This is a genomic window from Trichodesmium erythraeum IMS101, from assembly GCF_000014265.1.
Lineage (GTDB): Bacteria > Cyanobacteriota > Cyanobacteriia > Cyanobacteriales > Microcoleaceae > Trichodesmium > Trichodesmium erythraeum.
Genome location: NC_008312.1, coordinates 5,081,917 through 5,104,558 on the forward strand (window position 1 = coordinate 5,081,917; position 22,642 = coordinate 5,104,558).

The 22,642-nt window shown below is 33.9% G+C and carries 14 protein-coding genes and 1 pseudogene; 11 read left to right on the forward strand and 4 right to left on the reverse strand.

Translation table 11 applies throughout. The features are described from left to right. The first annotated feature begins 312 nt into the window (after nt 1–312). Nucleotides 313–1,158 carry an SDR family NAD(P)-dependent oxidoreductase gene (locus tag TERY_RS15855; protein ID WP_011612762.1) on the forward strand — a complete coding sequence of 282 codons (846 nt, stop codon included), beginning with the start codon at nt 313–315 and terminating at the stop codon, nt 1,156–1,158. 901 nt (nt 1,159–2,059) lie between these two features. Here the strand turns inward: TERY_RS15855 and TERY_RS15860 are convergent. The 3 genes and pseudogenes from TERY_RS15860 to TERY_RS15870 form a co-directional block, all read right to left on the reverse strand. Then, nucleotides 2,060–5,782, reverse strand: coding sequence for a tetratricopeptide repeat protein (locus tag TERY_RS15860; RefSeq protein ID WP_011612763.1), 3,723 nt, complete (start codon nt 5,780–5,782; stop codon nt 2,060–2,062). 435 nt (nt 5,783–6,217) lie between these two features. Further along, nucleotides 6,218–7,174: a bestrophin family ion channel gene (locus TERY_RS15865; RefSeq protein ID WP_011612764.1), complete on the reverse strand. Its 957-nt coding sequence runs from the start codon at nt 7,172–7,174 to the stop codon at nt 6,218–6,220. Between the two features lie 335 nt (nt 7,175–7,509). Further along, nucleotides 7,510–8,952, reverse strand: a pseudogene (locus tag TERY_RS15870) (UbiD family decarboxylase). Between the two features lie 232 nt (nt 8,953–9,184). On the opposite strand from TERY_RS15870, the gene TERY_RS25520 reads away from it, so the two are divergent. The 8 genes from TERY_RS25520 to TERY_RS15910 all read left to right on the forward strand — a co-directional run bounded on the left by TERY_RS25520 (nt 9,185) and on the right by TERY_RS15910 (nt 17,900). Beyond that, entirely contained in the window at nt 9,185–10,594 is a 1,410-nt protein-coding gene (locus TERY_RS25520) for an IS1/IS1595 family N-terminal zinc-binding domain-containing protein (RefSeq protein WP_011612765.1), read from the forward strand. A 108-nt stretch (nt 10,595–10,702) separates the two neighbouring features. Then, on the forward strand, nt 10,703–11,608 hold the full coding sequence (gene lpxC / locus TERY_RS15880) for a UDP-3-O-acyl-N-acetylglucosamine deacetylase (RefSeq protein WP_011612766.1): 906 nt from the start codon (nt 10,703–10,705) through the stop codon (nt 11,606–11,608). Between the two features lie 274 nt (nt 11,609–11,882). Further along, complete coding sequence (gene fabZ / locus TERY_RS15885) at nt 11,883–12,407, forward strand: 3-hydroxyacyl-ACP dehydratase FabZ (protein ID WP_011612767.1); 525 nt, start codon at nt 11,883–11,885, stop codon at nt 12,405–12,407. 3 nt (nt 12,408–12,410) lie between these two features. Beyond that, nucleotides 12,411–13,238: an acyl-ACP--UDP-N-acetylglucosamine O-acyltransferase gene (gene lpxA, locus TERY_RS15890; RefSeq protein ID WP_011612768.1), complete on the forward strand. Its 828-nt coding sequence runs from the start codon at nt 12,411–12,413 to the stop codon at nt 13,236–13,238. 486 nt (nt 13,239–13,724) lie between these two features. Further along, nucleotides 13,725–14,942: a hypothetical protein gene (locus tag TERY_RS15895; protein ID WP_011612769.1), complete on the forward strand. Its 1,218-nt coding sequence runs from the start codon at nt 13,725–13,727 to the stop codon at nt 14,940–14,942. Between the two features lie 95 nt (nt 14,943–15,037). Further along, nucleotides 15,038–16,279, forward strand: coding sequence for a lipid-A-disaccharide synthase (gene lpxB, locus TERY_RS15900; RefSeq protein WP_011612770.1), 1,242 nt, complete (start codon nt 15,038–15,040; stop codon nt 16,277–16,279). A 333-nt stretch (nt 16,280–16,612) separates the two neighbouring features. Then, the gene (locus TERY_RS15905; protein ID WP_155994455.1) at nt 16,613–17,125 is read left to right on the forward strand and encodes a hypothetical protein; all 513 of its coding nucleotides are present in this window, start codon (nt 16,613–16,615) and stop codon (nt 17,123–17,125) included. Between the two features lie 370 nt (nt 17,126–17,495). Next, nucleotides 17,496–17,900, forward strand: a complete 405-nt coding sequence (locus TERY_RS15910; protein WP_011612772.1) for a DUF2809 domain-containing protein — start codon at nt 17,496–17,498, stop codon at nt 17,898–17,900. A gap of 218 nt (nt 17,901–18,118) precedes the next feature. Here TERY_RS15910 and cobA read toward each other — a convergent pair whose 3' ends face one another. Continuing rightward, the gene (cobA, locus tag TERY_RS15915) at nt 18,119–19,657 is read right to left on the reverse strand and encodes a uroporphyrinogen-III C-methyltransferase (RefSeq protein ID WP_011612773.1); all 1,539 of its coding nucleotides are present in this window, start codon (nt 19,655–19,657) and stop codon (nt 18,119–18,121) included. 1,362 nt (nt 19,658–21,019) lie between these two features. On the opposite strand from cobA, the gene TERY_RS15920 reads away from it, so the two are divergent. Together TERY_RS15920 and TERY_RS15925 are read left to right on the forward strand one after the other, a co-directional pair. Next, nucleotides 21,020–21,790, forward strand: coding sequence for a GTPase domain-containing protein (locus TERY_RS15920; RefSeq protein WP_011612774.1), 771 nt, complete (start codon nt 21,020–21,022; stop codon nt 21,788–21,790). Nucleotides 21,791–21,806: 16 nt separating this feature from the next. After that, nucleotides 21,807–22,628: a hypothetical protein gene (locus TERY_RS15925; protein WP_011612775.1), complete on the forward strand. Its 822-nt coding sequence runs from the start codon at nt 21,807–21,809 to the stop codon at nt 22,626–22,628. The last annotated feature ends 14 nt before the right edge of the window (nt 22,629–22,642 follow it).

Genomic DNA, 22,642 nt, shown 5'->3' on the forward strand with positions numbered 1-22,642 from the left:
AGGGAGAGCCAACAGTTGATATTTGTGGGTGCTCTTCTGTTGATTATATTGGTGCTTTAGAATAGTATTTTTAATTAACTCGTTGTCTAAGCCTGAAAATATCCGGGAGGAAGTTAAACAGCTAGTATTTACCCCTAGACTGAAATATTACTCACGGATTTTAATTTATACTCAAAAAGTTAGTATGATTGTAATAGGTTAAGAATAAAGTTTGTTGTAATGACAAGATAGGTAGTGAAATTATATTCTGGCTATTAGTATATGGGGTCTAATTCATACAACAATGGAACAGCCAAGCAACATTGAAAATTTATGTGGAAACATGTAATCATTACAGGTGGCTCTAGTGGTATAGGTAAAGAAATAGCTAAACTTTTAGCAGGTGTTGGAAGCAATATAGCAATTATCGCTCGTAATGCTCAAAAATTAGAAGCAGCAAGAGTAGAAATAGCTGCTAATGTTATTAACCCAAAACAGAAGATTATTACTACACCTATAAATGTTGCTAATAGATTAGAGGTAGAAAATGGGATTCACCAAGCTATTAAGGAAATAGGTGTTCCAGATTTATTAATTACTGCTGCAGGTATCTCTTATCCTGGTTATTTTCAGAAGTTACCAATAGAAATATTTGAAGAAACAATGGCAATTAATTATTTTGGTTCCCTCTATTGTGTACGAGCAGTTTTGCCCATGATGGAACAACAAAAAAAAGGACAAATAGTGATGATTTCTTCTGGTGCTGGTTTGATCGGAATTTATGGTTATACTCCCTATTGTCCTAGTAAGTTTGCTATTCGAGGTTTAGCAGAATCTTTGCGGGGAGAATTGAAGTTGTCTGGAATTTCTGTTTCTGTTGTTTACCCACCAGATACGGATACCCCACAGTTAGAAGAAGAGAATAAAACTAAGCCTTTAGAAACTAAAAATATTACTGCTACTTCTGGGGTATGGAATGCCAGAGATATTGCTGTTAAAATATTGCGGGGAGTTAGGAAAAAAAGTTTTGTAATTACTCCGGGTTTAGAAATGACTTTGTTAGATAAATTTCATAGTCTATTAGCTCCAATAATTCAGTGGTATATGGATTTAATTGTGCTTAAAACTATCAAAAAAGGCTTAAGCGCTACGAGGAAGTCAGAAGTTAGTAATCACTAGATTTCAACATTTAGTAATATTTGGGCGCTATGGTTAGACTGTTATAAATAGGGCTTGCTTAAAAGGTATGTATCGGTTCAGGTAGAACTCATAACTTAGGAGAAATGGGAATTAATTAGGAGGTAGTTGGATAGATTTTCCCTTGTCACTGTCTACTAATGAGATCGCAAACAAGACCTTCCTTATATGAGTTTTCTAGAGTTAAAAGCTTGTACTTTTTTCGTGACTGCCTAGTTATTAGTAATGGAGGTAGACAAAAAAAATACATCATCAAGTAGCGCTATAGTAATAAACTAACGACAGATTATAATTATGCTTAGAAGCAGTGGAAAGAAAAGAATGGATGTTGACAAATGAAACTGCTTTTCTCAAAGGAATGAAAGCAACCTGAAATTTTCTGCTTCCACTTCATCATGTGTAAATTAAGTTCTACTTGATTATTGTATTGATCCAGGAAATATCTAGTTCCATCAAAAAAGGCAAAACATCACTCTGGAAATTGTGCAGACGCAACAATAAGTTATGACCCACACGTCGTTTTTTTACTCGCTCTACTTGGGCAGTTACCTTTTTTAAACACGAAAGTGCACTAGCCTTTAGAAGTCAATTCTTTGGGAGTTCATCAGCCAACCTCAAATAAATTTCTACTATGACTCGATCCTCGCTCCTCCTAATTAACTATCTAATTATGCTAATGCTACTGGATTTTATATAACAGCAGGTTTCATCAAGCTTGAGGTACAGCTATCCTAGAAAAATATGCCTACAATACTTTAATCATGAATATTTGGTACTTCCTAGACTTGGAACCTGCTGTAAAATCTAAATTTATAATTCTTGATAATTCATTTTTTTAGTGATTAGCGATCGCCAACAAAAATTTAGTTTTTTGAACTACTGATTATTTTTTTAATTTTCTCATCATTTTTATTACTTCTTGATAATCATCATTTTGACCTTGTTTTTGATATATATCAGCAGCTTTTTGAAGGTCATCTAGTCCCCCCTGATTATCTTCAGTGTCATAACGAAGCATAGCGCGATTACGATAATATCTTGCATCTGTAGGTTCAAGTTTAATTGCTTCTGTACAATCATCTATTGCCTGTTGATTATCCCCTATTTTATAATTAGAAATAGCTCGATGATAATAAGTATTTGCATCTTTAGGATTAATTTTAATGGCTTCAGTAAAATCAGCTATTGCTCCATAAAACTCTTGAATTTCATAAAGACAAATACCTCGATAATTATAAGCATCTACATCTTTAGGATTAGCTTGTATGACTGTAGTAAAATCTTCAATAGCAAGTTTGTAATCTTTGATGACACTATAGTAAAGATATCCTCTGTTGCTACAAGCATCAAGGTTAGTGGGATTAATTGTAATCGCAGCAGTAAAATCATCAAGTCCCCCCTGATAATCTTCTAAACAGGAACGAGCAATGCCCCTTTTATTGAAATAGATGGCTTCATCAGGATTAAGTTGGAGAGCTTCAGTAAAGTCAGCTTTCGCCTCCTGATAATTTTTATGTTGAAAGAATATTTCCCCTCGCTGGTAGTATATATGAGCCTGATTTGGATGTAGTTGAAGTTCTTCAGTTAAGCTTTGGATAGTCTCTTGTGTATCTTTTTGAGACAAAGTTTTTTCTTGTTGGTAGTCAGCATTACTATGCTTAAAATCAGTAATTTTGCCTTGAGTATTTATTGCTAAATTTTCATCTACTGGTACCTCTGAAGATGTCTGTGAATCAACATCAGCCTGAATTTCTGGAGATTTTTCAGATTCAACATCAGTCTGAGTTTGAGTTTCTAAATTTTCATCTACTGATACTTCTGAAGATGTCTGTGAATCAACATCAGCCTGAATTTCTGGAGATTTTTCAGATTCAACATCAGTCTGGGTTTGAGTTTTTAAATTTTCATCTACTGGTACCTCTGAAGATGTCTGTGAATCAACATCAGCCTGAATTTCTGGAGATTTTTCAGATTCAACATCAGTCTGGGTTGGAGTTTTTAAATTTTCATCTACTGGTACCTCTGAAGATGTCTGTGAATCAACATCAGCCTGAATTTCTGGAGATTTTTCAGATTCAACATCAGTCTGGGTTGGAGTTTTTAAATTTTCATCTACTGGTACCTCTGAAGATGTCTGTGAATCAACATCAGCCTGAATTTCTGGAGATTTTTCAGCTTCAACATCAGTCTGGGTTTGAGTTTCTAAATTTTCATCTACTGGTACCTCTGAAGATGTCTGTGAATCAACATCAGCCTGAATTTCTGGAGATTTTTCAGCTTCAACATCAGTCTGGGTTTGAGTTTCTAAATTTTCATCTACTGATACTTCTGAAGATGTCTGTGAATCAACATCAGCCTGAATTTCTGGAGATTTTTCAGCTTCAACATCAGTCTGGGTTTGAGTTTCTAAATTTTCATCTACTGATACTTCTGAAGATGTCTGTGAATCAACATCAGCCTGAATTTCTGGAGATTTTTCAGCTTCAACATCAGTCTGGGTTTGAGTTTCTAAATTTTCATCTACTGATACTTCTGAAGATGTCTGTGAATCAACATCAGCCTGAATTTCTGGAGATTTTTCAGCTTCAACATCAGTCTGGGTTTGAGTTTTTAAATTTTCATCTACTGGTACCTCTGAAGATGTCTGTGAATCAACATCAGCCTGAATTTCTGGAGATTTTTCAGATTCAACATCAGTCTGAGTTTGAGTTTCTAAATTTTCATCTACTGATACTTCTGAAGATGTCTGTGAATCAACATCAGCCTGAATTTCTGGAGATTTTTCAGATTCAACATCAGTCTGGGTTTGAGCTTCTAAATTTTCATCTACTGGTACCTCTGAAGATGTCTGTGAATCAACATCAGCCTGAATTTCTGGAGATTTTTCAGATTCAACATCAGTCTGGGTTTGAGTTTTTAAATTTTCATCTACTGGTACCTCTGAAGATGTCTGTGAATCAACATCAGCCTGAATTTCTGGAGATTTTTCAGCTTCAACATCAGTCTGGGTTTGAGTTTTTAAATTTTCATCTACTGATACTTCTGAAGATGTCTGTGAATCAACATCAGCCTGAATTTCTGGAGATTTTTCAGCTTCAACATCAGTCTGAGTTGTCGTTGCTAAAGTTTCATCTACTGATACCTCTTGAGATTTTTTGGTTTCAACATCAGTCTGAGTTGTCGTTGCCAAAGTTTCATCTACTGGTATACCTCTCCGTAAATAACGATTTAAAAGCCTTTTCAGAAGGGGCTGGGTTTCTGAAGATCTTTCAGTTTCAACATTAGTCTGAGTTGTCGTTGCCAAAGTTTCATCTACTGATACCTCTGAAGATTTTTCGGTTTCAACATCAGTCTGAGTTGTCGTTGCTAAAGTTTCATCTACTGATACCTCTGAAGATTTTTCGGTTTCAACATCAGTCTGAGTTGTCGTTGCCAAAGTTTCATCTACTGATACCTCTGAAGATTTTTCGGTTTCAACATCAGTCTGAGTTGTCGTTGCTAAAGTTTCATCTACTGACAGCTCTGAAGATTTTTCGGTTTCAACATCAGTCTGAGTTTCTGAAGATTTTTCGGTTTCAACATCAGTCTGAGTTGTCGTTGCTAAAGTTTCATCTACTGACAGCTCTGAAGATTTTTCGGTTTCAACATCAGTCTGAATTTCTGAAGATTTTTCAGTTTCAACATCAGTCTGAATTTCTGAAGATTTTTCAGTTTCAACATCAGTCTGAGTTGTAGTTGGCAAAGTTTCATCTACTGATGTACCCTTACGTAAATAAGGATTTAACCACCTTTTCAGAAAGTTAGGAGCTGAATTTTCCGAAGTTTTTAATGCTTCTGGAGACTGTTGTTGCTTTTCCACATCAGACTCAATTTCTTGAGATTTTTCCATCTCAATATTAGTCTGAGATGTTTGTATTAAAGTCTCTTCTAAGGCTACTTTTGAAGGTTTTTCCTCCTCTACATCAGACTCAATTCCTGAAGATTTTTGCATCTCAATGTTAGTCTGAGATGTTTGTGTTAAATTCTCCTCTAAAGCTACTTTTGGAGGTTTTTCTTCTTCCACATTAGTTTGAGGTGTTTGTGTCAAAGTCTCATTGGCAGATGATTCAGACTGAGGTTTAATCAATGTAGTAATATACTCTCGCCTTTTATTGGCTAAGTTATAACTAGGATTAATTGTTAGAGCTTGTGTGTAATCTGCAATAGCTTTTTCATAATCTGAAGTTGCCTCATATACAAAACCTCTATTGTAATAGCTATCAGCATCATTAGGGTTCAGTCGAAGTGCTTCAGTTACATCAGTGAGTGCGTCCTGATAACGACCTATTTGAGAAAGAGCTATACCACGATTATTGTAGACACTGCTGTTATTAGGGTCAATTTTAATTGCTTCAGTGTAGTCAGAAATTGCACCCTGATAATCTTCCATTTGATGCTTGGCCACCCCTCGACTGTAGTAGAGTTCAGCATTACTGGATTTTATTTCTATTACTCTACTATAATCAGCAATTGCATCCTGATAATTTGCTAATTGATAATTCGCGATAGCCCGCTCATAAATAGCTATAATATCATTATCTTCTATGTTAGTTTTAGTATTTTCCATTGTCTTTAGTATATTATATTATCTCTAAAATCTTCAATCTTTAAGCATTTTCAAATGAGATGTAAAACAAGATTTGGTTATTTAACTAATAGTAAAAATCCAAACCAATTGTATTACCTGTTGCTTATTGTCTGAATGCTTTTTAGCTGAAAGCACCAGGTCTTTTACGTAACTCAAATAAAATTGCTACACTATTATAATATATTCTTTTCCTATAGATTAATCCCATAGCAGAATTTGATATAAGAAAAATTCATGTGTTAGTCAATAATGTACCTAAAGTTAGACTTATTTGATTATTTTGCGTATATAAAATTTAATATGAGTTTTTATACAGACAATAGTTATACTATCTTTAATACTAAAATACGGGAATTTAAATTATAGATAATTTCATACAAATTTAAATCTGAGATTACTGACATAGAAGTTAAATTAAAAAGGATGCTTTTCATAGTTAACCGGTTTACTCTTCCAATATCTAACGCAAGGTGTTAAGGTAATTAAGTCTTCAATATTATGGTGCATTGTAGTGCAAATAGAATCCAAGGGTAAATCATTAGGATCATAGCCAAAAGGATTTTCTATTTCTAAGGCAATTTCTTCAATTCCCAATACAGTAAAACTGATTATAGCAACTACCAAGCCAGTCCAAAAATAAAATTGATTGACTATTTGAAACGGTAATAATAGACAGTAAATTAACAATAATTGTCTCAAATGAATTGAGTAAGCTAAAGGAATAGGTGTCTTTAAAATTCCCTCACAACTTGTTAAGGCTTCAACCATTTTATCTAATAGCTGAAACAGTGCAGTAAGTTGATATGGATTAACACAACCACGTTTATATTGATTCTGAAGATAATCACCTATTAAAAAAGCAATATGAATGGGAGGATGATTCATTTTTTTTATTTTTTCATACCACTTTTTAGGCATATATCCCTGTAATTCTAAATTGATTTTTTGACAGCGCAAATGTAATTTACTAGCTATAGCAAAAGCTACTAATAATCGAATTATTTCCTCTTTTTCCTCTCTATCTGCCTGATTGTTTTCTTCAACTGTTACCCAAATTTGCCGTGCAAAATTACGAACTATGTTAACAATATTTCCCCATAACTGTCGTCCTTGCCAGAATCTTTCATAAGCTGTATTTGTTCGAAAAACTAATAGTAAACCTAATACTAAACTAGGAACAATACTATTTTTAATTGGCAAGGTAACAGGAAAATTGAGGTAGTAAAGTATAGAAATAATAAAACCAAATAATCCGCAGAATATCACTCTGAAAATAATTGAGGGAATAACAGAATATTGCATTTGAAAAATAACTGTTAACCATTCTCGCTTTTCTCTATATAAATTAGATTGAACCTTGTTTGTAGACATATTAGTTTAGCCAAATTAGACAAAATCAGATTAGTCTATACATTCATAGAAACCTATAGCTAAAATCAAAATTCAGAAGTTAAATTCGCAGCATGGGCTAGACTTGAGGAATGGGAAAATTTCTTAATAGTAATAGCCTCTTCTCTAAATTAATTAGACTATCCTTTTTATAAAAGATAAAGGTGAATATAAAAAAGGATAATTTTTGAGAAAAATTTAAAGGATAGTGAAGTAAAGTTTAATACTAATCTCTATTGCGTTAACTCCAAAACTGATCAAACTTTTTACCTCATCAACTTCCAAACCAGTGTCATACCACTGTGTTTTAAATAAAATTACCGAAAATCATACCCAAACAAATTGGGGTCAACCTGCCCTAACTGCAAATTCTCAAACCCATATTCTTCCCAACGTTTATCCACCATTGCCGATATATTTGGGTCAGACTCCAAAGCGGCACCCCACTCATGGTAAGTCTCGGGGGGAATTTTTGTGGTCGCATCTATTCCCATCCGACAACCCAAGCCAATTTTCTCACTGGCAACATCTAAACTATGGAAAGGTGTATTCGGCAAAATAAACACATCTCTAGAAGGATCAACCTTAGAGCTAGTTGCCCAGACTACTTGACGCGGGTCGCGAATATTGATCTTTTCATCTACTACAATAACAAATTGTGTATAAGTAAACTGTGGCAAAGCACTCCAAAAAGCTAAAGCAGCTCGCCTTGCCTGAGCTGGATATGCTTTCTTGGTAGAGAGGACTGTAGCTTTGTAACTGAGGGCTTCCATTGATAGGAAAAAATCTACAATTTCTGAAACTTGCTGCCTCAGGATAGGAGTATAGATCCGGAGCGATCGCTATAATTGCCTCTTATGAAGGAGGTCTGCCACTAAAAGTCGTTAGATAAACTGGGTCTTTCCGATGAGTTATACAGTGAAATCTAATCATTGGAGAATCTTCCATCCGACAATAATAACCCATATGCTCGCCCAAGGGGCCATCCGGCAATACTTCCCCAGGAGTAATAGTACCTTCTAGAACAAATTCTGAATCTACAGGTACTTCCAAGTCTAGAGTTTTACATTTGTTTAACTGCACACCTGAACCACCATAAAGTCCGGCAAATAACCATTCAGATAAATCTACCGGAATTGGAGTAGCACCAGCCATAATAATTAATGGGTCTACTTCCAGGGCCATGGCAATTTCCAACTCTTTCCCATTTTCTGCTGCCTCCCTCAAATGTCGCGCTCTACCACGGACTGATAACCAATGCATACTCATAGTATTACGAGACTGTAACTGCAGCCGATAAACTCCCACATTAGGAGTACCTGTTTCACAGTCTTTTGAATTACCAAACCAAGAGTAATAATTTTACCTGCATCTCCTGGATAGGGGCGAATTATGGGAATTTTGTTTAAGTCAAGGGCATCTCCTTGAATAACTACTTGTTGACAAGGAGGGAAAAAGTCGCGCCCTGGTTTTGCTTTGACTACATCAAATAGAACTTTACCAAATTCTACTGCTTGAGAAATCTTTTTTGGTGGTTTAGGTTGTTGCAGCATTCCCAGTTTTTTACCCAAGGTTTCCAACTCCTGGGGTTTTTCGATATTCATTGCCCAGCAGACTCGTTCTTCGGTCCCTAAAAGATTTATTGCTATGGAGTGCTCAGACCCTTTAACATTTTCAAATAGAAGAGCAGGGCCACCATTTTGTAGCATCTGGTTACAAATTTCTGCTATTTCTAGGTCAGGGTCAACTAAGGCTTTAATTCAGCATAGTTGTCCTCGGTCTTCTAAAATTTTTAGGAATCCTCTTAAATCACGGGCCATAATTATTTTGGTTAAATATTATCTTACACTATGAATTTATAGAATTTTGGGTGAGAGGGTTTAGATTAAATATAATGACCAAAATATTTTGGTTATGGAGAGAAAAATTGTTTCCAGACCTAGTACATACCGCAAATCTAGTTTTTCTTTTTTTGCTTTTTCCTTCTTTTTTATGAAATGTCCCACTTGTGGTTCTACATCTTTACGCAAAAATGGTCGTCCCAATAATCGTCAACGTTATCGCTGCAAAGATTGTGGTCGGCAGTTTATGGTACAGTCACCTACGTCAAATATAGAGCAGAAAATTTCTGTTAATCCATCTGAGTCTAAAGCCTTAGCTGAAGCTCCAAAATCGGGAATGGCAATTTTATTATTAGATGTTGAAAATTTAAAAATTGATGTTAATACGGAGCAATTTTTAGCGAATATTTCTGAATATTCTTTACAAGTTAAGATTGCTTTTGGTAATTGGAAAAGTTCTGCTTTGAGCAAATGTGATGGAGAACTTTTTAACCGTGGATATCAACTTATTCATGTTCCTGAAGGTAAGAATAGTGCTGATGCTCAAATGATGTCTATGGGGGCAGCTATTGGTAGGCAATATTCTGATGCTAAAGCTGTTTTTGTTTGTTCTTCGGATTGGTTATTGACTCACCTTTGTAATAGTTTACAAAATCAAGGTTTGGTTGTTTATCGGGTGAAAAGAAAGCCAGATAATATTCTAAGTATAGAAAATCGGAATACTTTGGAGGTGAGGCATTATTCCTTAAAAATGACAACAGAAATTCCACAATTTGAAGATTTTGTGGATAAAATTCAGGGGTTGTTGCAATTGGCAAATGAGTCGATTAGTCAGCGCAAATCTGAATTATCTATTATTGCTAGTTTATTAGAAAAGCGATGTGAAATTTCTCTAGATAGACAATCTAAACAAAGTTTATCCGAGGTTTTTTATGAAGAACTGGAGATTGGAGAAACTAAAAGTTTAACGACAGAATTGGTTGAAAAAAAGTCAACTATTCAGTCAAATACAGTTGATTTACCTGAGATTAATTCTCGAGCAGAGTTTGAGGAAGAATTGATCAAAATTATCTCTAATATTCCAGTAAATAAAAATCAAGTTTTTGTAGATATGAAGTTGGTCAATGAAAAATTTATGGCAATATTTGGCGAGGATATAAAACAGATATTAGAGAACTTAAAAATTAATAGTGATCTGGATAATTTTTTCAAATTTTCTCCAAGATTTAGAGTGAAAAAAAAAACCAAATCTAAAGAATATCAAGTGGCGATCGCTGCTCAAAACATAAATACTGTAAATTCACAGATAATTAGATCTCCAGAACAATTGGAAAAAGCCCTGGTGAATATTATTAAAGTTTTAACTGTTCATGAGCCTTATGGCTATATTCTCATTTCTAATGTTGGTACAGAATTTCAAAAACAATATAATTCTTCTATCACTACAATCCTAAAACAGTTAAAATTAAGTGGTAGATTTATAGAATTTTTAAAATCTTCTAATTGCTTTAATATCAAAAAAGTTTCTAACATGTATCAAGTGGCAATTGCGAATAATTAATAACTAAAAATTTACAAAAAATCGAAGAATATCACATCAGTTTGGGATAATTTAGATTTATAAATAATTTAGGATACTTACCTATAGAGCATAAAAAAAATATTACAGATGAATATGAATTATCAATATACTTTAGGAGGGGAATTTTCGCGGTCGGGAGTGGGTTTACATAGTGGTATAAAATCTCATGTTAAAATTATGTCTGCTCCTCAAAATACAGGCAGATATTTTGTTAGAATTGACTTACCTAATTATCCAGTAATTCCAGCTATAGTTTCTTCTGTTATTTCTACTACTCTCTCTACAGAACTAGGTACTAGAGATATTCGTATCCGTACTGTAGAACATCTATTAGCTGCTTTGGCAGGAATGGGTATAGATAATGCTCGAATAGAAATTGATAGCCCTGAAATTCCCTTGTTAGATGGTTCAGCTAAAGTCTGGACAGAGGCGATCGCTTCTATAGGATTAGTAAAAGCAAAGGGGGTAGATGAGGAGGTTGGGAAATGGAGAGATGAAACTATAGAAATTAATAATACTCACCTCCAACAACTCAAAGCCCATAAACTACCTGTGATTTCTCAACCAGTCTGGATATATCAGGGGGATAGTTTTGTTGCTGCTTTACCGAGTCTTGAAACTCGCTTTACTTATGGGATAGATTTTGATTTACCAGCGATCGGTAATCAATGGTATAGTTGGTCTCCACAAACAGAAAGTTTCACTGATTCTATTGCCCCGGCTCGGACATTTGGTTTATCATATCAGATTGACCAATTGCGAGAAGCTGGTTTGATCAAAGGTGGTAGTTTAGATAATGCTCTAGTTTGTAGTGAAACTGGATGGTTAAATCCACCCTTAAGATTTACAAATGAACCAGTGCGTCATAAAATTTTAGATTTAATTGGAGATTTGAGTTTACTGGGAAGTTTTCCTCAGGCTCATTATTTTGCTTACAAAGCTAGTCATAAGTTGCATATCCAGTTAGCTCAAAAAATTTTAGAGTTAAACTAATTGCACAAAATTACTTTAATCTTAGAAGAGTATCAAGATTGATATGTAGCAATCAAAAAATAATTTGTGAAAAAAACCATGGGGGTTTGCAAACCAAACCTAAGTATAATAATATATTACAAAATCAATGAGGATAGCTATAATTAATCAAAACTATAACGTCTTAGTTTGGATAGTTTTTAAAACTTTTATGTTCGTAAGTCTTCTAAAAATTAATGTTATGATTACTTTTTACTCATGGTAAGATAAAAGCCTCCAATCAATAACTATACAAATGTCAACTTCTAAAGAAACTACAAGTAATTCGATAGATACTAAAGAAAATTCTCAGACTCAAAAAAATCAAGAGGCTCCAACTACTGGAGCAAATATTCTGACTATTGAAGAGATTCACAAAATATTACCACACCGATACCCCTTTGCTTTAGTAGACCGGATCATAGAATATGTACCAGGAGAAAAAGCAGTTGGTATTAAAAATGTGACCTTTAATGAACCCCATTTTCAAGGACATTTTCCCGGAAGACCAATTATGCCAGGGGTATTAATCATAGAAGCATTGGCTCAAGTCGGAGGTATAATATCTGCTCAAATGCCCAATATTAAAGAAGGATTATTTGTATTTGCAGCTATGGATAAGGTAAAATTCCGCCGTCCAGTATTACCAGGAGACCAGCTAATATTAACAACAGAATTACTCTCCTTTAAAAGTAATAAGTTTGCCAAAATGCGAGGTGTTGCAGAAGTGGATGGTCAAAAAGCTGCAGAAGGGGACTTGATGTTTTCAATGATGGATTAAAATATGCCTACTCTAATTCACTCAACAGCCGTTATAGCTGAAAGTGCCGAACTACATCCCACTGTACAGGTGGGTCCTTATGCTGTAATAGGAGAAAAGGTTAAGGTAGGGGCAGGGACTACTATTGGCGCTAATGTTGTGATTGAAGGGCCAACAGAAATTGGCTCTGGTAATCGAATTTTTCCTGGGGCAGCTATTGGTCTAGAACCACAAGATTTAAAATATGCGGGCGCTCCTAGTAGAGTTAAAATTGGGGACAATAACCAAATTAGGGAATTCGTTACTGTTAACCGTGCTACTTATGCTGGTGAGAGTACTATAATTGGTAATGGCAATTTGCTGATGGCTTATGTTCATGTGGCGCACAATTGTATTGTTGAAGATTCTGTGGTGATAGCTAATGCTGTATCTTTAGCAGGTCATGTCAAAATTGAGTCTAAGGCTGTAATTGGTGGGGTTTTGGGTATCCATCAGTTTGTTCATGTTGGCAAAATGGCAATGGTGGGTGGCATGGGCAAGGTAGTTAGAGATGTCCCACCTTTTATGTTGGTGGAAGGGAATCCTTGTTTGGTGCGATCGCTTAATTTAGTTGGATTAAAGCGTGCTGGTGTGACCAGTGCAGATTTAGCAATTTTGAAAAAGGCTTTTCGGATTTTCTATCGTGAAGATAAACTTTTTAGTGAAGCTTTAAATGAATTACAATTACTCTCAGAAAATAAGTATGCTCAAGAATTACATCAGTTTTTAAGTATGTCTCTGGGGTCTGAACGTCGTGGACCGATGCCGGGAAAAAGGTCGAAGGGATCAAGGTTAGAAGGGTTTAATAATTAATATATAGCAATCCTATTTGATTTGTGGTTCAAATCTTAGGGCTTCTTGGGAATAGGTTTGGACACAATGGGCAAAGGTTAAGTAAATATTTGAGGACTATTTTGTCATAAAATGAATTATGTGACGAAATAGTCAGGTCATAGAATTTGTCATAAATTATTGGGGTGAATTTAGTCAGAATATGTCAAAAAAAACGGTGGTAATTATGGACTAATCTCCAATGAGGAAAAACCGGATGAGTTATTGAATGAATGGATAGTGTTTTTAGGTAAATCCTGTTTAAGCAGAAAGCTTAAGTATAAATTCACAGACAGAGAAGTTTATTTCTATCTTTATGATTGAAAATCAAAGCATTCTGCAATTTTTTTAGGCTTACCCGAAAGTTTTAGTTTTCTCTGCTTTTGTAATATTCTCTGTACAGGTCTTTATCTTTCGGGCTATGAGTCTAGAAAATTTAAAGTTACTGAGTTTCTTGTATCAAATAAAGTGAAGCTTAAATTTTGGGTTCCGATATGTCTATTAGCCACAATTTTGGTTAGTATACGTTTTCCACTTCTACAATATTTCTTTAAGGATGAGAAAGACGATAAGAGTCGTTATTGCAAGTACTCTTATCAATCAGCATACAATAACATTGACCAATTTAAAGAGGTTTTACTTTCGGAAGCCAAGAAAGATATAGCTAAAAAGTTATTCAAAAATCAATTTATAGATAGTATGGGTAGGTCTAATTACAGTCTTAAACAAGAAGATATGATGCTTAATGTTCTCAAAGAATATATAGTTCTAGAAAAAAAAGAATATGAGAACAACAGCAATTTTGGTGAGTCTTGCATATCTTTCAAGGTCAGTCAAAAGCCTGAAGATAAGATGTTTAAACCTATAGAATTTCAAAAGCAATACTGTGCTTCAGATATGAATGCTTCTTTGGAAAAAATACAACAAGAAAAAGAGAACATAATTATTGCTAGACTTCAAGAGCATGAACCTAAACTTCGACAACGTGGAAGGAAGGAAATTTTAAGTCTAGTGTCAAAAAAGCTGTTTTTTGAGGAAGATTTAAAGGACAAGAAACATTGTGGAGTAATCAAGTTTAGCATATTGCCAATTGAGCTTCAGATAATTGTAAGAGAAGATTTCAATATTGGTGAATTTCAAATTATTCGTAGAGTTACAGGAGTGGATACAAAGCAAAAACAAGCTAAGTTTCAAGTCGCTATTTTGTCTGACAAGTATAATTGGAAGTATGAAAGTGACGATCAAATTGAGTTGAAAGGAGAAGTTGCTGATATTTCTCCGTTGCTCTCTAGTGAAGAAATGATTTCTAATTTTAGAGAAACTTCTGAAGTAATTAGTGTTGGTACTGCTTCATGTGAGGGAGAAGAAATCACAGAAAACGAGAGAGCCTACAGCAGAGCTGTTAATTTGGATAAATGGTTGAAACAGATTTTACAGGAGCATGACGCTCTCAAAGTCAAAAAAAGATATACTTTGACATTAGGAAAATACAGAGAAGAGTGTTCCCTCACGACTGAACAACAGACAGCTATTCAACGTAGAATCATTATAATTAGTACTATATATAGAGATAAAGATGTGAATTTATCTGAGGCACTTTATAATGCTATGAAAAACTGGGCAAATTTCTCGTTTGATGTTGAGAAGTATGGTGAATTTAGACTTGAAAAATCTTCAAATGCCTGAAACTCTGATCTCGGAGAGTACTTTTCCCTTTTTTGAGTAATATTTTCTACACAACTTAAATAAATAACTGCTATTATATTTTGAGCTTATTGCCAATGCTTAACCCCCCATCTCCCATCAAAATTTTTATTAGTACAGGTGAAGTTTCTGGAGATTTACAAGGTGCTCTGTTAGTTGAGGCACTCTACCGCCAAGCTCAACTTCAGGGTTTAAATGTGGATATTGTGGCTTTGGGGGGAGATCGCATGGCTACTGCTGGTACTACTTTGTTGGGCAATACAACTAAAATTGGTTCTGTAGGAATTGTTGAGTCTTTACCTTTTGTTTTCCCTACTCTGAAAATTCAAGAAAAAGCTAAGGAATATCTACATCAGCAGTCTCCTAATATAGTTGTTTTAATTGACTACATGGGGCCTAATCTCAGTATTGGTAGTTATATTCGCAAAACCTGGCCAAATTTGCCGATTATTTGGTACATTGCTCCTCAAGAATGGGTTTGGTCTCTGGGAAAGGATAAAACAGCTAAAATAGTGAGTTTTGCGGATAAACTTTTAGCTATTTTTCCAGAGGAGGCAAGTTATTTTCGCCAACAGGGAGCTGATGTTACTTGGGTAGGTCATCCAATTATTGACAGGATTAAAATGGCTCCTACTAGGGAAAAAGCTCGTAGTACTTTGGGTATAGCTCCTGATACATTGGCGATCGCTTTATTGCCTGCATCTCGGCAACAAGAAGTGAAATATTTAATGCCTGTAATTTTTCAGGCAGCTCAAATAATTCAGAAAAAATTACCCCAGGCTCATTTTCTGATTCCTCTATCTTTAGAGATTTATCGTGATGCTATCACGGAGGGAATTAATAAGTATCAACTGCAGGCAACAGTTTATCCATCTTTTCCACAAAATAGTGACGAAATACAAGAAAGGAACAATTTAGAAATTCTGGCTGCAGCTGACTTGGCGATCGCTAAATCTGGTACTGTAAATTTAGAAATAGCTTTGCTAAATATACCTCAAGTAGTAATATATAAAGTTAATCCTATAACTGCTTGGATTGCTAGAAATATTCTGAGGTTTTCTATTCCATTTATTTCTCCACCTAATCTAGTACAAATGAAGTCTATTGTACCGGAATTATTTCAAGAAAATGCTAATCCTGAAAATATTGTTTCTGAAGCTTTGGAACTTTTATTAAATTCTCAACGCCGTGCTCAGACATTAAATGATTATCAAGAAATGCGTCAATCTTTGGGAGAAGAAGGAGTTTGTAATCGCGCAGCTCAAGCAATTTTGGATTTAGTTTTAACCAGAAAATCAAAATCTTTTTCAGATATTTAAATAAGTAATTTTTAGTAGGGGTACAAAAGTAGGTATTCGGGGTGTAGGAATCAAACCCCTAGAGGGGGTAGACCTCCCTAGAACATATACGATAGGGTTTTTGTTATGATAATTAAAAGAACTTGATGTAATGTTAATATTGGTAGCTTTGAAATTATCATTTTATCAATATTATAAATGATGGCAACAAGTTTTAAACATAAAAATTAGTTTTATGATTAAAACTAAGAAAAATATTTCTCGGCTTATATGAATAGTATTTATCTGCTGCTTTTACTTTATTCAAAAAGGATTTTAAGATTCTGTAACATAGGAAAAAAAAGAAAAAAAAGTTTGACTATTCTTTTCATTTTTTTCGGAAAAATCTTTCTGTATATAAGTTTTATAATAGCTATTGAAAAGCCTCTTTTTTCTGGGGAACTTAGGAATAATATTATCTCTAAAGAAATCATAAATAAACTTGAAATTCAAGGTTTTTTGGATGGTTATCAAAGGTCTAAATCTGGTTTAGATGAATTCATAGAAGGAGGAATTCAGAAACGAAATATAATGGAAATAATAGAGCATAAAATTTATGCTGATGCTTATCTACGTGGTTATTTACAGTTTGAAACTGACCTAAGTAAGTATATTACTATGAATAAAAGTGAAATGTATTTACAAGCTATAGGGTTTAAAGATGGTTGTTTGAGAGCAAAAGCTAGATTAAATAAATTTCCAGGAGTGGGAATGGATAACTTAGGTTTAACAAAATTAAGACAACAGTTAATTTATATTGATGCCTATCAGCGAGGTTATTATAGATGGTTATTTACTAATTCTTGTCTACCTACACCATATAATTAGGGTTTACTGAAAAGTTTACTCAGTGAGTTTTAAGAGTCAGAAATAAGGAGTTAGGAGTTAGTATTGCAGGAGTTCCAGAAATTATAATTACAGCAGTTTTAGAGTTAAGTAAAATCGTTTCATACACCTCAAAATTCATACATTAATACATTATAGGAGTTGCCACAACTGTTAGGAATATTTATTATTGCCAGTTGCTTTTTTCCTGTTGCCTTTTAATCAAGATACGATATCCTAACTGATATCTTGGTTACTATAAGTTTGGAAAAATTCAAAACTTTGATGCTATTAGTAATTTCAGGAAATTATTTGATATTTTTTTACTTCCCTAATCTCATCTTGCTTTCAAGACTAGCTTTCTTAAGTTAATATGAAAAAATACAGAAAGATTATTTTAATATGTTTAGTTTTTACTGTAATTTTAGGTTTGTTAACTAAGTTCTATGAAGGAACCTTTTCGGAATGGCTGAACAATTCTTTTAGTTCGATTTTTTATGAGGCATTCTGGATTTTATTAGTAATTTTTATTCGGCCTCAAATTTCTACTGTTAGGGTTATTTTTTTTGTTTTTATTAGTACCTCATTTCTAGAATTTATCCAATTATGGAAACCACCTTTTTTACAAGCTATTAGAGCTACTTTAATTGGTAGGTTGTTATTAGGAAATACCTTTGTATGGTGGGATTTTTTATACTATGCATTGGGATGTACATTGACTTGGATACTTTTAGGTTACTTAAAATCCTATACAGACATAAAAAACAAACAAGATTAGGGAATATAAATTATAGCTACAGTGTTTTTAAAGTTAATAATATCAAGTTATTTTTATTCTTTTTATTCCCTATTTTTAGAATTAATACTGAGTAGTAATTTTATAATAATTTTCTAACTATTAACTATTCGGGCGCCACCAAATAATTTTGTAGCTCAATAGTATGGGAATTACTATATTTATCTTACTTTGAAATTTTGAACTTTGACTTTTAATCTTTAAGCTACTCTTACCCACTCAATAATAGCTTTAGTCAATCCATCCAAAGTATATTCTTGAGCTTCCACATCTACTCTACCTAATAGACTATGACAACTTTGAGAAGTTTGAGGTCCGATAGAAGCAATACAAATATTTTCTAATAAATCTTCGGGTAATTTATCCTTATTTTCCCCAATTAAATAACAAAAGTTTTTGACAGTTTTAGAACTAGCAAAAGTAATAACATCTATGTGATAATTCTGTAGGGCTAACAAAGCTTCGGGTAAAATATTTTCTGGGCAACTAGACTCATAAGCAGCTACTTCTATTACCTCTGCACCTTGACTATTTAATTCCTTAACTAATACTTCTCGACCACCAGTTTCTACTCTGGGAAATAAAATCTTTTTCCCACTCAATTTTTCGGGAAAATTCGCTACTAAAGAATCAGCAACAAAGTTAGGTGGAATAAAATCTGGTACTAAACCACAAGTCTTCAAACTTTCTGCAGTTTTTTTACCAACTACTGCTATTTTTACTCCAGCTAAAGCACGACTATCTTTACCTTTCTCTGCTAATCTTTCAAAGAAATAGTCTACTCCATTTGTAGAAGTAAGAATTAACCAATCAAAACTATTTATATTAGTAATACCTAGGTCTAAATCATGCCAACTTGAAGGGGGAGTAATAACTAAAGCTGGCATTTCAATTACTTTTGCTCCTTGTTTTTTGAGAAGTTCGCTAAACTTACTTGACTGACCTGCTGAACGAGTTACTAAAATAGTTTTATTTGCTAAAGGTGCTATCTCTGTTTTGGCTTCTGACTTTTCTCTAACCATGTTATTTGGATATTGTAAATAATCTCTTAATCTGACTACTTCTCCTACTATTATCACACAAGGGGATAAATATTCAGCATAAGTTTGTTTAGCAATATTGCTCAAATTACTAATCCAAATTTGTTGTTTAGGAGTTGCACAATTTTTGATAATAGCTACAGGAGTTTGAGGTTTTCTTTGGTGTTTTAATAACTGATGTACAATTTCACCTAAATTTTTTGCCCCCATTAAAATTACTAAAGTTTCAATTTTAGATATTGTTTCCCAGTCTAATACTTTTATGTCATGAGCAGTTAAGATGACAAAAGCTCTACTCATTACTGTATCTGTTAAAGGAATATTTGCTAGTAAAGGTGCAGCTAATGTAGAGGAAATTCCTGGTACTATTTCAAATTCACAACCTGCTTTAATTAATGCTTGAATTTCTGGAGTAGCACGACCAAAAATAAAGGGGTCTCCTCCTTTTAGTCTAATTACTTGTTTGCCTAAATTATATTTTTCTATTAATAAGCTATTAATTTCTGACTGAGATATACTGGGTTTACCGCCACGTTTACCCATCTCTATTTTTAAACAATTTTCTGGTGCTAGTTCTAAAATAGAGTCATCAATTAAGGCATCATAAATTAATACTTCCCCTTGAGTAATTAGGGCATGTGCTTTGAGGGTTAAATATTCTTTATTTCCGGGTCCGGCTCCAATGATATATACTTTCATTTCAGTTATTAGTTATTAGTTATCGGTAAAAAGTAGGTTGGATATAACGCAGTAAAGCTAAACATTGGTTTTATAACTATGGGTTTAGGTTAGGAGGCTGTTAAACGGTTTTTGCGCGGCATTTCTGTACTAAAAATTTATCAGAGATTACTTTTGACTTTTGACTTGTGGGTAGGGCTGTATTTTTGTTGGGTTTCGGTTACTAAACCCAACTTACTGTGTACTTTCTTTTTTCAAGTTTGTTTCATTAAATGCTTTTTCTAATTCTGAAGTTAATTGTAAGCGATCGCTCCACAATTTCAAATAGTCAAAATCTAATATTTTTGATCTAGCTTTTAAAATTCCTAATAGATAACGTCATTGTTTTTGATAAGTTATCTGATATTTTGTATCATCTTAATTTCTGTAAAATAATATTTTCTGGAAAAATAATATAAATAAGTTTATTTCCGACAAATAATTGTATGATTTTCCGGCAATACATTGCTAATAATTCAAAATAATTCGATTATTTAATAGGATATATTTCAGCTTTAATTACTGATTTTTATGAATAAGAAAAAATATTATTATGACTCTTAACAGCATCTTCTATAGAATCTTAAGTTACATATTTTTTTGTTAATAAAACTGCTATTAATTGTTGTATTTTTATAGCCATAAAATTACTGCAATATCAGCATATTCTGTTTTTATCCTGTCTCCCTAGAAAGAGCTAGCAAGACTACTAATGAAATAGTAAAAAATGTGCAATTTATCTAATTTTTACCAAGGTTTACGGCTAAGTTTATTTCATAAATAACCATAAAATCTGTATGGATTAATTTACTAATTGAATAATATTCTCTCATGATTTTAATTTTATATACTCTATTTTTAGTTTTTTATTGGTTAAATTATTATGTTGCTTTTTAAATAAAATTCACAAATTTTATTGTAACTGAATAGATGCTCTATGATGTTGGATACTTCTGGTTTATATGGGCATTTCACCTATTATTTCAAAACAATTTTTTTCAGTTTCTATTGTTATGTCTGTTGCTTGGTTTTTATACATTATTGGCTATTTATAGTTTTTTTTCATAAAGAAGAGGTACATTTACGAGCCTCTATTATCTCTCTGAAAAAGGGGGACTTTCTGTTTGATTTTCTAGGATACCCCATTATCTCCTTGAAAAAGAGGGACTTTTTGTGAGCTCTTCCTCTTTTTAAGTTATGCTTGCTCAATTATCTTTATTAACATAAAACTTGACAAATAAAGAGAAGTAAAGATTATTAGGATAGCTTTTGATGTGATTTTTAAGCTATTTTTTCCTAAAAGTCTCCCTATATTTTTACGTCCCTATTTTCCTATTTGTAACTATGGGTATTATATATATTGGCGATCGCGAAACAGGTAAAACTTCTCTTGCTCTTGAACTAGCTAACCCTAGTAGTAATAATTTTGTCAAAGTTATTTCCCCCCCCTACAACGAACTAAAGGCTTTACTGTGGGACGATGTAGAGGGGAGAACCCGTGCTACGGATGGCAGGGAAGCTACCTATGACCGGACCCTAGAAATAGAAGTTTTCCTTTCCACTAGGCGCAAAACAATATATACCGACTGGGTCGATACTCCTGGAGAAATATGGCGAGGAAGTTGGCAAAAAAATAACCCGGACAAATGGGCCAGTTTTGTAGAAACTGCTCATAGTAGCCAAGGAGTTATTCTAGTTGTCCCTCCCTATCGGGAAATTATCCGTCAAGATGGGGGAACCAACCCTGATGAATTTATTACTCAACAGCAGTGGGTACGACGGTTTGATAGCTGGGTAGATTTTTTCCGTTATGAGTGTCCAAATGTCAAACATATTGCTTTATGTCTGAATAAAGTGGACTTACTCCAAGGTATTGACCTGAAACAGGAAGCAGAAAAATTGGCCTTTCATCCCCACAGCTCCCGTATGAACTGGAATGAACGCAATGACTATATCTTCAAGCGCTTTTTCCGTCCTATTCGCTCCCATATTGCTCAACTTAATAAATACACTTCTGGTTTAAGTGTGAGGTGTTTTATTACTAGCATTTATAACCGTGAGCTTCTTGAGCTACCCTGGATTTATCTAGGAATTTATCTTAAAAGTGACATTTAATTTTAAGTAAAAATTTATGGGAAATATTTGTATCATCGGACCCAAGAACTCAGGAAAAACTACCTATCTCGCTGGACTGAGCTATTATTCTGATTATGGAGGTTCTTGTAGTAAATATATAGTTTCACCTCTAAACGATGAGTCTCGCGAGCTAAAGCAGCAAGCGGAAGATACTATTTTGACGGGATTATCCTTTGATGCGACTGGTACCTATGTTCAGAGCGTAAATGACCTTAACTACTACTCTTTTAAAATTGAAGTAAAAAGGGGACTTTTTAAACCTAAAAATATCATTATACTAAATGTTCGGGACTATCCTGGTGAAATATTTGAGAATATCCTCTATGCCAGTCAAACAGATAGTATTCACGAAGAGTTTATCAACGAATGTTTAATGCCTGATGTTGATGGTTGTCTGTTGCTGTTTACTGAATGGGAAAATAGCAAAGACGATTTTTATAGTAAACTTATGAGTCGCTTTGTGGAAATAATGGATGAACACGGTCGTCTTTACAACTATCGTCTAGCTGTGGTGATGAGTAAATGTGAGCGGGGAGAAATTTGGCCAGGACGTATTGACCCTGAAACCGACCTATTCCGTGTTTATTTGAAAAAAACTTTTAAAACCCTCAAAAAAGACATTCCTAAACGGAACTTAAGATTTTTTGCCCTATCAACCTTCGGTGTTTTAGGACGTTATGACCCACGGCCAAACCGTGTTGATGCTGTGGGTAGTGGGGGACGAGCTTCGACTTTACGGAAATCGGAGGGGAAATCTTGGAAACCCTATAATCTCATAGAACCCCTTTGTTGGTTAAATAAGGAGGGGCCAAAATAGTTTGGATCTTAACT

Bases quoted from the DNA above. Each gene is read 5' to 3' on its own strand.
- TERY_RS15865 (WP_011612764.1), bottom strand. From the start codon at position 7,174: ATGTCTACAAACAAGGTTCAATCTAATTTATATAGAGAAAAGCGAGAA.
- fabZ (WP_011612767.1), top strand. From the start codon at position 11,883: ATGTCAACTTCTAAAGAAACTACAAGTAATTCGATAGATACTAAAGAA.
- lpxC (WP_011612766.1), top strand. From the start codon at position 10,703: ATGAATATGAATTATCAATATACTTTAGGAGGGGAATTTTCGCGGTCG.
- TERY_RS15855 (WP_011612762.1), top strand. From the start codon at position 313: ATGTGGAAACATGTAATCATTACAGGTGGCTCTAGTGGTATAGGTAAA.
- TERY_RS15920 (WP_011612774.1), top strand. From the start codon at position 21,020: ATGGGTATTATATATATTGGCGATCGCGAAACAGGTAAAACTTCTCTT.
- lpxB (WP_011612770.1), top strand. From the start codon at position 15,038: ATGCTTAACCCCCCATCTCCCATCAAAATTTTTATTAGTACAGGTGAA.
- TERY_RS15860 (WP_011612763.1), bottom strand. From the start codon at position 5,782: ATGGAAAATACTAAAACTAACATAGAAGATAATGATATTATAGCTATT.
- cobA (WP_011612773.1), bottom strand. From the start codon at position 19,657: ATGAAAGTATATATCATTGGAGCCGGACCCGGAAATAAAGAATATTTA.
- TERY_RS25520 (WP_011612765.1), top strand. From the start codon at position 9,185: ATGAAATGTCCCACTTGTGGTTCTACATCTTTACGCAAAAATGGTCGT.
- lpxA (WP_011612768.1), top strand. From the start codon at position 12,411: ATGCCTACTCTAATTCACTCAACAGCCGTTATAGCTGAAAGTGCCGAA.
- TERY_RS15910 (WP_011612772.1), top strand. From the start codon at position 17,496: ATGAAAAAATACAGAAAGATTATTTTAATATGTTTAGTTTTTACTGTA.
- TERY_RS15925 (WP_011612775.1), top strand. From the start codon at position 21,807: ATGGGAAATATTTGTATCATCGGACCCAAGAACTCAGGAAAAACTACC.